This window comes from Pedobacter riviphilus, from assembly GCF_014692875.1.
Classification (GTDB): Bacteria; Bacteroidota; Bacteroidia; order Sphingobacteriales; family Sphingobacteriaceae; genus Pedobacter; species Pedobacter riviphilus.
The window spans coordinates 1,958,379-1,972,559 of the sequence record NZ_CP061171.1 but is presented as its reverse complement, the minus strand read 5'-3'; the positions used below and the strand labels follow the sequence as shown (position 1 = coordinate 1,972,559).

The 14,181-nt window shown below is 38.0% G+C and carries 13 protein-coding genes and 1 pseudogene; 4 read left to right on the top strand and 10 right to left on the bottom strand.

Features of this window, described 5'->3' with window-relative positions; genetic code table 11:
- Window positions 1–43: 43 nt before the first annotated feature.
- Complete coding sequence (locus H9N25_RS08085; protein WP_190328535.1) at window positions 44–397, top strand: nuclear transport factor 2 family protein; 354 nt, start codon at window positions 44–46, stop codon at window positions 395–397.
- Here the strand turns inward: H9N25_RS08085 and H9N25_RS08080 are convergent, their stop codons facing one another.
- Window positions 398–592, bottom strand: a complete 195-nt coding sequence (locus H9N25_RS08080; RefSeq protein WP_190328534.1) for a hypothetical protein — start codon at window positions 590–592, stop codon at window positions 398–400.
- 196 nt (window positions 593–788) lie between these two features.
- On the bottom strand, window positions 789–2,213 hold the full coding sequence (locus tag H9N25_RS08075; RefSeq protein WP_190328533.1) for a glycoside hydrolase family 125 protein: 1,425 nt from the start codon (window positions 2,211–2,213) through the stop codon (window positions 789–791).
- 279 nt (window positions 2,214–2,492) lie between these two features.
- Between H9N25_RS08075 and H9N25_RS08070 the strand changes: the two genes are divergently transcribed.
- Window positions 2,493–3,680, top strand: coding sequence for a DUF1624 domain-containing protein (locus tag H9N25_RS08070; protein ID WP_190328532.1), 1,188 nt, complete (start codon window positions 2,493–2,495; stop codon window positions 3,678–3,680).
- Here H9N25_RS08070 and H9N25_RS08065 read toward each other — a convergent pair.
- From H9N25_RS08065 to mutS, 4 genes are all read right to left on the bottom strand, one after another.
- Window positions 3,677–4,282 carry a thioredoxin family protein gene (locus H9N25_RS08065; protein WP_190328531.1) on the bottom strand — a complete coding sequence of 202 codons (606 nt, stop codon included), beginning with the start codon at window positions 4,280–4,282 and terminating at the stop codon, window positions 3,677–3,679. The genes H9N25_RS08070 and H9N25_RS08065 overlap by 4 nt on opposite strands.
- A gap of 6 nt (window positions 4,283–4,288) precedes the next feature.
- On the bottom strand, window positions 4,289–4,756 hold the full coding sequence (locus H9N25_RS08060) for a TlpA family protein disulfide reductase (RefSeq protein ID WP_190328530.1): 468 nt from the start codon (window positions 4,754–4,756) through the stop codon (window positions 4,289–4,291).
- A gap of 154 nt (window positions 4,757–4,910) precedes the next feature.
- Window positions 4,911–5,438: a C40 family peptidase gene (locus H9N25_RS08055; RefSeq protein ID WP_190328529.1), complete on the bottom strand. Its 528-nt coding sequence runs from the start codon at window positions 5,436–5,438 to the stop codon at window positions 4,911–4,913.
- Between the two features lie 88 nt (window positions 5,439–5,526).
- Window positions 5,527–8,106, bottom strand: a complete 2,580-nt coding sequence (gene mutS, locus H9N25_RS08050) for a DNA mismatch repair protein MutS (RefSeq protein ID WP_190328528.1) — start codon at window positions 8,104–8,106, stop codon at window positions 5,527–5,529.
- Between the two features lie 581 nt (window positions 8,107–8,687).
- On the opposite strand from mutS, the gene H9N25_RS08045 reads away from it, so the two are divergent.
- The gene (locus tag H9N25_RS08045) at window positions 8,688–9,002 is read left to right on the top strand and encodes an HPF/RaiA family ribosome-associated protein (RefSeq protein WP_190328527.1); all 315 of its coding nucleotides are present in this window, start codon (window positions 8,688–8,690) and stop codon (window positions 9,000–9,002) included.
- Window positions 9,003–9,102: 100 nt separating this feature from the next.
- On the opposite strand, the gene H9N25_RS08040 is transcribed toward H9N25_RS08045, so the two are convergent.
- The 4 genes and pseudogenes from H9N25_RS08040 to H9N25_RS08025 form a co-directional block, all read right to left on the bottom strand.
- The gene (locus H9N25_RS08040; RefSeq protein WP_190328526.1) at window positions 9,103–9,843 is read right to left on the bottom strand and encodes a menaquinone biosynthetic enzyme MqnA/MqnD family protein; all 741 of its coding nucleotides are present in this window, start codon (window positions 9,841–9,843) and stop codon (window positions 9,103–9,105) included.
- 90 nt (window positions 9,844–9,933) lie between these two features.
- Window positions 9,934–10,557, bottom strand: a complete 624-nt coding sequence (locus tag H9N25_RS08035; RefSeq protein ID WP_190328525.1) for a histidine phosphatase family protein — start codon at window positions 10,555–10,557, stop codon at window positions 9,934–9,936.
- Window positions 10,558–10,675: 118 nt separating this feature from the next.
- Window positions 10,676–11,868, bottom strand: a pseudogene (gene mqnE, locus H9N25_RS08030) (aminofutalosine synthase MqnE).
- A gap of 411 nt (window positions 11,869–12,279) precedes the next feature.
- Complete coding sequence (locus H9N25_RS08025; RefSeq protein ID WP_223833661.1) at window positions 12,280–12,774, bottom strand: hypothetical protein; 495 nt, start codon at window positions 12,772–12,774, stop codon at window positions 12,280–12,282.
- A gap of 124 nt (window positions 12,775–12,898) precedes the next feature.
- Between H9N25_RS08025 and H9N25_RS08020 the strand changes: the two genes are divergently transcribed.
- Window positions 12,899–14,014 carry a trans-sulfuration enzyme family protein gene (locus H9N25_RS08020; protein WP_190328524.1) on the top strand — a complete coding sequence of 372 codons (1,116 nt, stop codon included), beginning with the start codon at window positions 12,899–12,901 and terminating at the stop codon, window positions 14,012–14,014.
- Window positions 14,015–14,181 lie beyond the last annotated feature (167 nt).

Below are 14,181 nucleotides of genomic sequence, written 5' to 3'. Positions count from 1 at the left end.
CATTTCCTATTAGATTTTCGTTTAAAAGTAAATAGATTTAAGCATGGATACATCCAATAAATTACTCACCGAGCATAATGCTAAAGTTGTTGTACTTGATTTTATCAATGGCTTAAACACCGAAAACTTTGATCTGGCCAGACGGCAACTTCATGATGATATGACTTTTAAAGGCGTTATGGGTGAAAGAAATGGCGCAGATATTTACATCGAAGACATGAAGAAAATGAAATTCAAATACGATGTAAAAAAAGTATTTTTAGATTTTGAGGATGTTTGTTTGTGGTACGACATAAACATGGGCAAAAACACCATATTTGCCTGCGGTTGGTACCATTTAGAAGATGAGAAGATTAAATCGTTCCAGGTGATATTTGACCCCAGACCAATTTTATAGTTAACAAACCTGCTTGAGTTTTCTAATAATGATCTTGTTATTTTCGAGTTGAAAAAGAAACAATAAAAACTCATCTGTTTCGCTGATCTCAATGTTTTTTATCTTACCGGATTGATCATTTCCGTTTGTAATCTCATCTCCTACTTTCAGATCTAAAAGTGTAGAAGTAGGTAATTTATCGTTGATGGTGATCATTTTAAATGGTAAATTTAAGGTAACCAATATTGTTGAGCTGTAAAACGCAGGTATTCTGACTATGCACGGGCAATTTCTGTTGCAATGAATAATTTTACAGCCCCAATCTTTACCCGTATAACAAAGAAAAGGAATTTGACCGTATTTATTCGCCATCAGGCTAAATAATAACAGCTAATAAATACGGTCAACTACATTAAGCCTTCAATAAAGCTGGTTTTTCATGGTAAGTTCTCCAAAGTAACTCGCCAAACAAGGTGTTAGACCAGGCGAACCAAGCCCTTGTAAAGTTTGCAGGATTATCTTTATTGAAAGACTCGTGCATAAAACCTTTACCAGCATGTGTTTTACGTAACATATCGATACAGGCTTTAATCTCTGCATCATCTTTTGAGGTTAAGGCACGCATGGTGATACTCATTGGCCAGATCATATCCTGACCAGCGTGTGGTCCCCCAATACCTTCAGCAGCTGTACCTTTAAAGAAATATGGGTTATCTTTAGAAAGTGCAAATTTCCTCGTATTTTGATAAATCGGATCCTCAATTTTCATTGCACCCAAATAAGGTAAGCCTAGTAAACTTGGTACATTAGAATCATCCATCAGATACGAACTTCCAAAACCATCTACCTCAAAGGCGTAAATTTTACCATATTTAGGATGATTAACAATAGCGTGTTTCTGTAGCGCCGCACTCACTTCATCGGCCAGGTTTAGCAAACTGCTTTCCAAAGCCTGGTCGTGTTGTAAAGCTTTAATCATTTCTGCTGCCTGCTTTAAACTCGATACTGCAAAAAAGTTAGAAGGAACCAGGAACGGGAAAATGGTGGCATCATCGCTTGGGCGGAATGCAGAACAGATTAATCCGACCGGATTTACCGGAAAACCATAACCCGCCATTGGTAATGAATCGGTAGGTTGGGTAGTTTCCCGCTGAAAATGGTATGGTCCTTTATCCGTTTTTCGTTGTTGTTCTTTAAAGGTTTTTAAAGTAGCTTCGATCCCCTTTTTCCAATTAGAATCAAAAGGTGTTTTATCTCCGGTTTTTTTCCAATAGTGGTAAGCCAGGCGGATCGGATAACATAACGAATCTATTTCCCATTTACGCTCGTGCACACCAGGTTGCATAGCTGTTTTATCGGTTTTCCACTCGCCTACCTTAGTCGCATCGCCATAAAAAGCATTGGCATAAGGATCTTTTAAAACGCACTTAGTTTGATGGATAATTACGCCAGCTATTAATTTTTTAAGTGGTTCATCTTCATTTACAAACTGAAGATATGGCCAAACCTGAGCAGAACTATCGCGTAGCCACATCGCATCAATATCACCGGTTATCACATAAGTATCTGGCCTGCCATCTTTTTCCGAATGATAAACCGTAGTATCTAAAGTATTTGGGAAACAGTTTTCGAACAGCCAGGCTAATTCGGGATTTTTAACATTTGCCTGGAAAGTTTTAATTGCAGCGTCTACAGCTTTACTTTGAAAATGTCGTTTTGCAGCAGCTACACGTACCACAGGAAATTCTGGTGCAAGATTAGCAGCAAAAGAAAATTTCGATGCAACAACTCCTGCCCCTAACAAGCCTGTGTTCTGTATAAATGTTCTTCTCTTCATTATGATGTATGATATTTTGATTTAATTTTTACTAAACGAAATCTATCGATTATGATAAATAGTAGTGGTAAGATATTATTCGGTTAGCGCTTAACAAATATTATGATAATTTTTCGAACATCAAAATCATTATAGTCAATTAAACTATTCCTAAATCGATTTTCTTCTACATCATGTGGAATAGATTCTGATAACATTTTTGATGATCCTAAAGGTAATAAAGTATGTCAGTAAAAATAATTTTTGAATGAGTATATTTAAATAACCAAACCTACCCTTATGAATGCTCATAACACTACCCTATCTAAACGTATCTTATCTATTGATATACTCCGCGGATTAGTGATGATCATTATGGCGCTGGATCATACGAGAGATTTCTTTCATATTGGTGCTATGACTGGCGATCCGCTAAATCCAGATACCACTACAGGAATGTTATTTTTTACCCGTTGGATTACGCATTTCTGTGCACCAACCTTTGTTTTCTTATCAGGATTATCTGCCTATTTATCAGCGCAGCACAAAACACCAGCACAGGCGGGTTCTTTTTTGCTAAAGCGGGGTTTATGGTTAATATTGGTAGAGATTATCGTGATCACATTCGGGTTAACCTTTAATCCATCGTACAATTTTATTATTCTTCAGGTGATCTGGGCTATTGGCAGCAGTATGATATTTTTGGCATTGGCCAGTCGCATTTCGTATAAGGCTGTGCTCATAACTGGCTTGATATTGGTTTTCGGACATAATCTCTTTAATTTATTCCCTGCTCCAACAGACTCCAACGGTGGTTTGATCTTAAAAATATTTTTTACGGCATCAGGAACTGTTGTCCCGCTTTCAAGCAATCATTTTGTTGGCGTATTTTACGCCATCCTCCCATGGACAGGTGTAATGTTTGTGGGCTATGGAATTGGTGCCTGGTATAAAAAAGGTTATAATGCCCAACGTAGACAGCAAAATTTATTAATTATAGGCTTGCTCACTATATTTGTGTTTATCTCTCTAAGGTTGATCAATATATATGGCGATCCCATCCCAAGAAAAGAATATCACGATTTTTTTAAGAATCTATTATCCTTTTTTAATGTAAACAAATACCCACCGTCTTTACAGTATATCGCTATGACATTAGGTCCAGCCATGCTGTTTTTAGCTTTTACTGAAAACCTGAGTAACTGGTTTACCAGGGTAACTTCTGTATATGGCGCTGTACCTTTCTTCTATTATGTTATACACTTTTATCTGTTGCACACCTTCTTGATTGTGGTATTTTTCGCCACAGGACATAACACTAAAGAAATTGTACAGGTACCATTTTTATTTAGACCAGCCGCCTTTGGTTTTAGTTTACCAATAGTGTATTTAATATGGCTTTGTGCTGTAGCCGCTTTGTATCTTCCTTGCAGGTGGTTTAAACGATATAAGGAAACACACCGACAATGGTGGTTAAGGTATGTTTAGCCTTTTTTCCATTTTATACTACAGCCAACAGCTTTAGTTGATGCAATTGCAGGCTTTTTACCGATGGATAATTCGTTAACTGCATTTTTAACATACTCCACTTTTGTACTGTTTGTTTCTTCCGGATCGTTATCTATAGCACCAATGTACTCAACCACATTTCCATTATCGGTTTTGTTCAGCACAAAAACGTGTGGTGTTCTGGTTGCACCAAATTGTTTGGTTACCACATGATCAGGATCTAATAAATAAGGGAAATTGAATTTCTTTTCTGAGGCCAGAGCTTGCATTTTTTGAAAACTTTCATCTGGAACGACACCTGCATCGTTTGGATTAATGGCCACTACAGGATAACCTTTTGCTGCATAAGTGGCGTTTAAAGCAGAGATACGCGCTTGATAAGCTTTAGCCACGGGGCAAGTATTACAGGTAAAAACAATAATATAACCCTTTGCATCCTTATAATCGGCCAGGGATATCATTTTGTTATCTACGTTTTTAAGTGAGAAATCTTTTACTACATCGCCCACTTTATAACCATCAGTCTGTGCAAAAGCAAATCCTGAGATCAGCATAAAAGCCATTAAAATCAATCTTTTCATTGCGATCTATTTTAAGTTTAACAAAGTATTGTTCAGTTCCTTTTCGGTAAATTCTTTCTCGTAAAAATGCCTGGTTTTCTCGTTTACAAACAAGGTAGCAGGAATAGCACCCGACCACTTTTTGTCTATCCGTTCGATATACTGTTGCTGATCGGGTTCGTTTAAAAGAAATACTTCGGCATTAATTTTATTGTTCAACACAAATGGAATCACTTCCTTTTGCAATTTTGACTTAAAATCTAAACTCACTAAAAGCACCTTAACAGGCTTTTTTAAATTGGCTAAACGTAATTTCTCGAAATTCGGCAACTCAGCAACACATGGAGAACACCAGGTAGCCCAGAAATTGATTACATAAGTAGTATCTTTTCCATTGGCAATTCGTTTATCCAACTCATCCAATTTGAGCAATTTTACCTGCGCTGTCGCGTAGCAAGTAATTAAAGATAAGCAGATTATGAAAAATATACGCATAAATGAATAACGAAAAATGAAAAGATTTGTTTTATCGATGGGATCGTCACCCTGAACTTGTTTCAGGGGCTGTGAGAGGACCATGCTAAACTGAATTTTTCTTCAATAATAAGATGCTGAAACAAGTTCAGCATGACGATAGATATTGGGTTAACTAATTCACAGATCCGGATTTAACGAATACACGTTGATAGGCAGGAAGTGTTAAATCATCAACAATTACGCCCCTTGTAGTGCTGGCATGTACGAAAAAGCCATTATTGAGGTATACTCCTACATGATCTACGTCATTTCCGCCAAAAGAAAAAAACACCAAATCTCCTTCTTTCAAATTATCGATATTTTTACGCTTCACCACATTGGCTTGCTCGCGCGAAATACGCGGAAGAGTAATCCCATAAATTTCTTTCTCCAATAAAAAAGCAAAACCAGAACAATCAATACCGCCTTTATCTAAACCTCCAAAACGATATTTTACACCTGTCCAGTCGGTAATGAAACGATAGAGCGATTTGCTTTGTAAATTTGCCATTGCATCTGCCGCTTTAGAAGCTTTTGTATCATTTTTAACCGTATACTTTCGTGTACCACATGACGAAAGGAAAAATATGATTGCAATTAAAAAGAATATATTCCTTTTGAGGTGAAAGGTAAAAGGTATAAGCTTTAAGGTTCTTTCCATCGTATAGTATAATAGTATAATAGTATATTAGTTGCAGGCTATGAGATTTAAAACCTTATGCCTTATATCTCACACCTTACAACTGCTCTTAATTCTTAATCAATCGTTGTATTTCATCCAGTTTTAACAAGGCTTCTACGGGTGTTAATGCATTTACATCTAAATTATTCAGTGTATCACGGATTTTCACCAGAACAGGATCATCAATAGCGAACATCTGCAACTGATAAGCCTGGTTCTGCACTTTTTTAATGCTATCTTTTATGCTTTGCCCCTCTGTACGGTCTATTTCCAGTTTTTTCAATATCTCGTTAGCACGGCCAATTAATTTTGTTGGCATACCTGCCATTTTCGCAACGTGTATACCAAAGCTATGCTCACTACCTCCTGGTACAAGCTTGCGTAAAAAGATTACCTTATTGGTCATTTCTTTTACCGATACATTAAAGTTTTTAATGCGCGGCATAGTATTGGCCAGTTCATTTAACTCATGGTAGTGTGTAGCGAATAAGGTTTTTGGTCGAGCAGTTGGGTGCTGATGCAAAAACTCGGCAATGGCCCAGGCGATTGAAATACCATCGTAAGTACTCGTTCCGCGACCAATCTCATCGAGTAAGATCAAACTATCGTCAGAAATGTTGTTCAGGATACTGGCCGTTTCATTCATTTCGACCATAAATGTACTTTCTCCTGAAGAAATATTATCAGATGCCCCTACTCGCGTAAAAATCTTATCTACAATACCCACCTCTGCATCTTTTGCCGGAACAAAAGAGCCCATTTGAGCCATTAATACAATCAGCGCGGTTTGCCTTAAAATGGCCGACTTACCCGCCATGTTGGGACCGGTAATCATAATAATCTGCTGGCTTTCTGTATCTAGATATACATCATTGGTAATGTATTCTGTGCCAACTGGCAATTGTTTCTCAATTACCGGGTGACGGCCACCTTTAATATCGAGCACCTTATTTTCGGTAACTTTAGGTTTGTTGTAATGGTTTTTAGCCGCTAACTGTGCGAAGCATAATAAACAATCAAGCTGCGCAATTAAAAACGAATCGAGTTGGATCGGTTTAATGTAACTGGCAGTTTCGTACATCAGTTCGTTGTACAAGCGGATTTCAATAGCCTGTATCTTCTCTTCCGCACCTAAAATCTGGTCTTCATATTCTTTAAGTTCAGGCGTAATATAACGTTCGGCATTTACCAGCGTTTGTTTACGGATCCATCCTTCGGGTACTTTATCTTTATGGGTATGGGTAACTTCTAAATAATACCCAAAAACATTATTGAAGGCAATTTTTAACGATGGAATACCCGTTGCTTCTGCTTCACGTTTTTGTATCTGAACCAGATAATCTTTACCACCAAAAGCAATTTTACGCAAACGGTCTAAATCTTCGTCAATTCCGTCGGCAATTACATTCCCTTTAATCAGCAAAGCAGGTGGCTCTGGTTGTAATTCCCTTTCAATCCTTTCCCTTATTGCCAAACAGGGGTTTAATTGATCGGCTATTTTGATCAGGAACGGGTTTTTAGAATCGGCAGCTAATTTTTTAACCGCTTCGATGTGATACAATGCGCGCTTTAAGGCCACCAGTTCTCTCGGACCAACCCGCTGCAGACCTACTTTTGAGATCAGCCGTTCTAAATCGCCGATCTGTTTAATGTTATTTAAAAATTCGCCCTGTAATTCTTCATGCTTTACAAAATACTCCACCATACCAAGTCGTTCCTGGATTGGCTTTAATTCTTTTAACGGCATAATGATCCACTTCTGCAACAAACGCGCACCCATTGGGGTACAGGTATGATCGAGGATATCGAACAAGGTTACCGCATTGTCGTTTGGCGAATTCACTAATTCGAGGTTACGGATGGTAAAACGGTCTAACCACATGTAGCGGTCTTCCTCAATACGGCCAATCGAACTGATGTGTTGTAAATTGCGGTGCTCGGTTTCGCCCAGGTAGTGTAAAATAACACCAGCAGCAACAATTCCACTCTGCAAACGCTCTATACCAAAACCTTTTAACGAAGAAACTTCAAAGTGTTTCATCAAGGTTTCATTCCCAAAATCAGTTGTAAAAGGCCATTCATCTAAACCGAAAGTGTAAAAACGATCGCCAAAGTTCTCGGTAAACGCCTGTCGTTTCGATTTCTGAAAAATAACCTCTGTTGGCTTAAAGCCTTGTAAAAGTTTGTCAATATAATCACTGTTGCCCTGCGCAATTAAAAATTCACCTGTCGATATATCTAAGAATGAGACACCTAATTGTGTTTTATCAAAGAAAACACAGGCCAGGAAATTGTTCGATTTTTGGTTTACAATATTATCACCATAAGCTACGCCGGGGGTAACCAATTCTGTTACACCACGTTTAACAATGGTTTTTGTGGTTTTAGGGTCTTCGAGTTGATCGCAAATGGCAACGCGTTGTCCTGCCCTAACTAATTTGGATAAATAGTTATCTAACGAGTGATGTGGAAAACCAGCCAGTTCTAAGGCGCCGCCATTAGGCCCAGTACCTCTTCTGGTTAATACTATGCCTAAAATCTGTGCCGTTTTAATGGCATCTTCGCCAAAGGTTTCATAAAAATCGCCAACCCTAAATAGTAAAAGTGCGCCCGGATACTTCGCTTTAATCGCGTTGTATTGCTGCATTAACGGGGTTTCTTTATTCGTGTCTTTAGCCAAAACTGAAATTAATTTACAAAAGCCATAAAGATAACATGAATAAGCATTCTACGGCTGTTTTGTTGAAAAGTTGAAAGATTGTTTAAAATCGAAAGGTTAATCGGTCAATCGTAGATATCACAGTCAGGCAATCTAAACAATTGACCCGTTATCCCCAGTTAACCAGTTAACCATTTTTTTGAAAATGAAGGGTTCTGTGCTTTTCGGTCAATGTAGCCCTGTTATCCGCTTTACTTCGTTACACTCGTGCTCGCTCCTACCAGGTTTAGGTACAATGGTCTGTTTTAACCCGATTCCATTATAGTTTTTTTCTTTAACAGTTAGCCATCTTTTGGAAATGAAGGTTCTGTGCTTTTCGGTTGGTGTAGCCCTGTTATCCGCTTTACTTCGTTGCACTCGTGCTCGCTCCTACCAGGTTTAGAAACAATGGCCTGTTTTAACCCAGTTGCATAATAGTTTTCTTTCTTAAACAATTAACCCTTATTCTTAAAACGTTTCTCGTAGTTGTGTGTTACATTAATATAAATTTATACCTAATATTTTTAATTATGACGATCCAACTGAATACCGACAAAAATTTAACTATACACCAGGAATACGACGAAAAAATCCAGACACAGTTAAATGAGGGTTTGAGCAGATATAGCGATTTAATTACACGCTTTGAAGTTCATCTATCTGATGAGAACGGCAGTAAAGATGGCTTAGACGATAAAAGATGTTTATTAGAGGCCAGAATAACCGGAAAAGAGCCTATAGCCGTTACCAATATGGGCAATACCTACGATTTGGCTATAACGGGTGCATTAACGAAATTAAAAAGTACGCTTGAAAAGGTGGCTGGAAAAATGAAAGCACATTAAATTTCTTTGACGCGGCCGTCATTCCCGCGTAGGCGGGAATCTTAAAGCAGTCATAGCAATGCATTAAGATTCCCAATCAAGTTGGGAATGACGATTTTATTTATAAACTAACTTTTTCCAGTTCTTCAATATATCCTAAAAACAGCTTTAAAGCTTTCTTTCTATCATCAGTAACCTCAAATTGAAGTTTGTGGTACAGGTAATCTTCCAGATCGAAATTAGGCGATGCTGGCAGCTCCTGCAAAACTTCTTTTCTGTGCTCCAGACCGAATTTTAAGGCGGCATTAAATTCATTTTTAAATTCTTGTGAAATTTCTTTGTTGGCCACCCAGGCCGCGTACATAAAGGGTAATCCGGTAAAGTTTTTCCACTCTTCACCCATGTCGTAAGCGTAAGCGAAGTCTTCTTTTTTGCCAAAGGTTCTATCGCCGATTAAAACAAATGCATCTGTTTTTGCAGTAGGGTCTGTAGTAAACTCCACTTCCTTTTTCCAATGGAACTTAAGCAATACTTTGGCTAAATTGTTTGACGTACGTGAGTGCGTATCCAATCTTACGGTTTTAATTTCCTGGGCAGGAACTTCACTAAAAATGAATACAGAATTTACACCTCCATCACTTCCGATACAATAATCGGCCACAATATTGGCATTGGGAACCAAAGGAATGGCAGCTACAGGCATTAATCCGATATCAACCTGACCGTTAATTACTTTAGCTGCGCAATCTGAAGGAATATCTAAACTTAAATCAATTTTATTTATAATGTCCGAATGTTCTAATCCGTATATAAAAGCTTTGGTATTGGTATAGGCAACAGCCGATATTTTAATCTTATTCAAGGTGTTATGTTATTTTTATTATTGTCGTCATGCTGAATTTATTTCAGCATCTATCCTGAAACAAGTTAATGATGACGAATTATCTTGCGATTATCCAATTACTAAACCGTCTAAATGAACGGTACTATTAAATTCAAGAACTGAGAATTTTCCATCCTCAAAGCCCATCTTGTAAAGCACCGTATTTTGATGTGGAAACTCAGTCATTTCGCTCAGCGGTTTGCCTAACAGTAAACACAAGAAAACACGCATCGCTCTACCATGCATGCAAAGTAAAACTGTTTTTTCCTCAGGTCTGCTCATCAAAATTTCCATAGGCTGTTTTAAACGTTCGTAAACGTCCTGAACGCTCTCGCCACCCTCGAAATGTGCTGTATAATCTCCATCCTGCCAACTCTGCAACATATCACGGAAAGCATCACGAGCATCTTCTGTATTCGGTTTCCCTTCCCAAACGCCCCAGGCCAATTCATCTAAACCCGAAAGTTTTTCCCAGGGTAATCCCGAATCAATAAACTTCTGGACAGTTTGCCAGGTACGTTTTAAATCCGAAGTATAAATTTTATCAAAAGGGACATTTTTATAGGTTTGGTAAAACGCTTCTGCCTGTGCCCTACCTAAATCATTTAAGTCAGAATTTATACCTCTGCCCTGTACTATGCCTTGTTTATTAAGTTCCGTTTCGCCGTGGCGTATGATGTATATTTCCCGCATCAATAATGATTGAATTTTGAATGATTGAGTTATTGATTGTTTAATTATTGAGTTTTGAATGATCGAATACCGAGTTGCCTGTCACATCCACTCAATCTCTCATTCTTTCATTCGATTATTAATTCACAACCGGCAGCTTATAATATTGAGGTTTTTTTTCCTCTTCGAAAACTACATTTTCAAAATCGGTCACCACGTTATATAAAGTATCGCGTTCTATTGCTTTTCTGCCCACTTGTTTAATCAGATTCACCAACTCCTTCGTGCTCATTGCAGGTGTTTGCTCTTCGGCACCGGCCATAGAGTAAATTTTCGTAGTGTCATCTAAAGTTCCATCGATATCATCAACACCATAATTTAACGATAGCTGAGCTGTTTCGCGACTGATCATTGCCCAATAGGCTTTAATGTGATCGAAGTTATCCATATAAATACGGGCAATGGCATAGTTTCTTAAATCTTCAATCACTGAAGATTCTGGCACATTACTCATCTGATTATGTTGATTTCTGAACTTTAGCGGAATAAAAGTTTGGAAACCACCAGTACGATCCTGCAGTTCGCGGAGTTTTTCCATATGATCTACCCGGTGCCAATATTTTTCGATATGACCGTAAAGCATGGTGGCATTACTGCGCATCCCTAACTTATGCCATTCTTCATGTATATCTAACCATTGCTGACCGGTGCATTTATCTTTTGCAATCTGTTCTCTAATTTCAGGATGAAAAATCTCTGCCCCTCCACCTGGTATCGATTCCAATCCGGCTTCTTTCATTAAACGCATACCTGTTGCGTAATCAATTTTAGCTTTTTTGAAAATATAATGGTACTCTACAGGCGTTAATGCTTTTACATGCAGATCTGGACGATGTTGTTTAATGGCCGTAAACAATGCAGAATAAAATGCTACATCGTATTGTGGAAGCACGCCCCCACAATATGCACTTCAGTTACAGGTTCGCCATCGTATTTTTTAACAATATCAAGCATTTGCTCCATCGTTAAGGCCCAACCTTCTTCTTTTTGTTTAATTAAACGGGAGTACGAGCAAAATTTGCAGTCGTAAACGCAAAGATTGGTTGGTTCTAAATGGAAATTCCGGTTGAAATAAGTTTTATCACCGTGTTTCTGTTCGCGGATAAAATTCGCCAGGATACCAAGGTAACCTAATTCTGCATGTTCATACAGGTAAACACCTTCATCAAAGGTAATCCGTTCTCCGTGAAGGACTTTGTGTGCTATGTTTTGTAATTCAGTTGATAAATTGGTATCAGCTAATATTTTTTCAACTTGCTCAGTTGTATTCATTCCTGATTTATTTTGAACAAAAATACAATAATGAGGCGATTTGAAAATCATTTTCTTGTAACAAACCGCGATTTAGAACTGCTTTAATTCATAATAATAACCCAGGATGAGATAGATTTTGATTGTTAACCATACTCTAAGGCACTTAACTAAAGCAATACAAGGCACCGAACCACAAAAAGGAACTTCCTAAAATCAATATCTCATAAAAGTCTTTAGATTTTGCTATAATCTACAAATGTTTTTATTTAAGTAATTGTCTTTCCCGCGCAGCTGGGAATGACGACGTCTCGTAACCTAAACTTTTTTATAAAATAAATCAGGTCTAATAATGATAATGCGAAGGAGTAACAAAAAAAAAGCACCTCTTTTCAGAAGTGCTCTTAATATGTTTTTCACAGGTAAATCTAATTATCTTGCAGCAGGCGTAAACGTTAAAACGATGTTTGCGGTTTTACCACCAAATTCGATTGGCGATTTCAAGATCATTTGTGTGCTAGAAAGATCAGTTAATATCAAACGATAGCCTTCTGTTACATTTTTAGCTTTATCGCCTTCAAAGATTTTTTTGAATTGGAAAGTTTGGTCTTTAGGTGCTGCCGACCAGAAAATAGTTTGCATTATCGAACCACAAGTGCTTGATGCTGGTAAAGTGTAAGAACCATTACCGCTGTTAGTTAAGTGCCATGTACTTCCCTGGAAACATTTGTAAGATTTTTCGCCAAATAGGCCTTGCACAGCACCATCAGGTAAACCTTCTAAAACTACATTACTTACTACCCAGTCGCGAACAACTGTACCTCTGCTACCTGTTACACCTGCAGTTACTCTTTTTGCCGTGTTACAACTTTGTAACATTACTAAAGTAGAACATGCTATTGCGATAGCTATAAATAATCTTTTCATTTTTTGTTTAATTTAAATTTCGTCAAACTTGTTACATAAATCTTGCCAAAACCATTACGAACCTTAAATTAGCACCAAATTATTAAATTGCATTCCCATATCACCTCGATCAAAATTAATTATCATGAAACCCGAAACCCTTGCTATTCACGCTTCTAATCTTGTAAAAAGCACTACAGGCGATGTTACCCTGCCTATTAATCTATCAACAACTTTTTTTCGCGCTGAGGATGGGGGTTATCCCGGAGGGCACATGTATAGCAGGGTAAGCAATCCAAACCGGTCTGCTTTAGAAAACACTGTAGCCAAATTAGAATATGGCGAAGATGCGGCTGCTTTTTCTTCGGGAAATACCTGTGGTATGGTTTTATTCCAGGCCTTAAAACCTGGTAGCCACATTATTGCACCTGATGATATGTATTGGGGTATTAAAAAGCAATTACTTACTATTTTTAACGATAGTTTGGAGTTTGATTTTATTGATCAGACTGATTTAAATCTGATACAATCGAGCATTAAACCTAATACCAAACTGATCTGGATCGAAACCCCATCCAATCCGTTATTAAAGGTTACAGATATACAAGAGATTGCCAAAATAGCCAAAGCTAAAAACATCACTTTAGCCTGCGATAGTACCTTCGCCTCGCCTATTTTACAAAATCCGGTTTTATTAGGTGCTGATATTGTAATGCATAGCAGTACTAAATATCTTGGCGGTCATAGTGATGTGCTCGGCGGTATTTTAGTAACCGCTAAAAAAGATGAGTTATGGGAGAAAATCAAAAACATTCAGCAAACTGGTGGTGCGGTCCCTTCCCCTTTCGATTGTTTTCTCTTAACCAGAAGTATTAAAACGCTGGCTTATCGTATGAAAGGCCACTGTGAAAATGGAAAGCTTATCGCTGACTATTTAAACGGACACCCGAATGTTGAAGCTGTTTTTTATCCTGGATTGGAAAATCACCCACAACACGCAATTGCAAAGAAACAAATGAAAGATTTTGGTGGGATGATGTCGTTCTTAGTTAAAGGAGATGTTGAAGCTGCACATCAGGTGGTGAATAAGGTAAAGTTATTTGCGCAAGCGACGAGTTTAGGAGGTGTAGAGAGTTTAATTGAGCACCGCTATTCGGTGGAAGGCCCCGATAGCAAAACGCCAAAAAACTTACTCCGTATTTCTGTAGGCTTAGAGCATGTTGATGATATTATTGCCGATTTAGCACAGGCGCTGGGGTAAAATATAAAACCTATATGGACTTAAAGACCTTATAGGTTTCTAGTTATTACGAACCTTTGTTTCTAAACCCGATTGCAGCGATATCCTTTTTGGCTGTCATCCTGAGCGAAGTCGAAGGATAGCCAAAAAGATAAAGCGTAAAGCGGGACTGCAATACCCTAAGGATT

What these genes read in the sequence shown, in the direction of transcription:
- H9N25_RS08085 (WP_190328535.1), top strand. Translation starts at nt 44, where the DNA reads ATGGATACATCCAATAAATTACTCACCGAGCATAATGCTAAAGTTGTT.
- H9N25_RS08080 (WP_190328534.1), bottom strand. Translation starts at nt 592, where the DNA reads ATGATCACCATCAACGATAAATTACCTACTTCTACACTTTTAGATCTG.
- H9N25_RS08075 (WP_190328533.1), bottom strand. Translation starts at nt 2,213, where the DNA reads ATGAAGAGAAGAACATTTATACAGAACACAGGCTTGTTAGGGGCAGGA.
- H9N25_RS08070 (WP_190328532.1), top strand. Translation starts at nt 2,493, where the DNA reads ATGAATGCTCATAACACTACCCTATCTAAACGTATCTTATCTATTGAT.
- H9N25_RS08065 (WP_190328531.1), bottom strand. Translation starts at nt 4,282, where the DNA reads ATGAAAAGATTGATTTTAATGGCTTTTATGCTGATCTCAGGATTTGCT.
- H9N25_RS08060 (WP_190328530.1), bottom strand. Translation starts at nt 4,756, where the DNA reads ATGCGTATATTTTTCATAATCTGCTTATCTTTAATTACTTGCTACGCG.
- H9N25_RS08055 (WP_190328529.1), bottom strand. Translation starts at nt 5,438, where the DNA reads ATGGAAAGAACCTTAAAGCTTATACCTTTTACCTTTCACCTCAAAAGG.
- mutS (WP_190328528.1), bottom strand. Translation starts at nt 8,106, where the DNA reads ATGCAGCAATACAACGCGATTAAAGCGAAGTATCCGGGCGCACTTTTA.
- H9N25_RS08045 (WP_190328527.1), top strand. Translation starts at nt 8,688, where the DNA reads ATGACGATCCAACTGAATACCGACAAAAATTTAACTATACACCAGGAA.
- H9N25_RS08035 (WP_190328525.1), bottom strand. Translation starts at nt 10,557, where the DNA reads ATGCGGGAAATATACATCATACGCCACGGCGAAACGGAACTTAATAAA.
- H9N25_RS08025 (WP_223833661.1), bottom strand. Translation starts at nt 12,774, where the DNA reads ATGAAAAGATTATTTATAGCTATCGCAATAGCATGTTCTACTTTAGTA.
- H9N25_RS08020 (WP_190328524.1), top strand. Translation starts at nt 12,899, where the DNA reads ATGAAACCCGAAACCCTTGCTATTCACGCTTCTAATCTTGTAAAAAGC.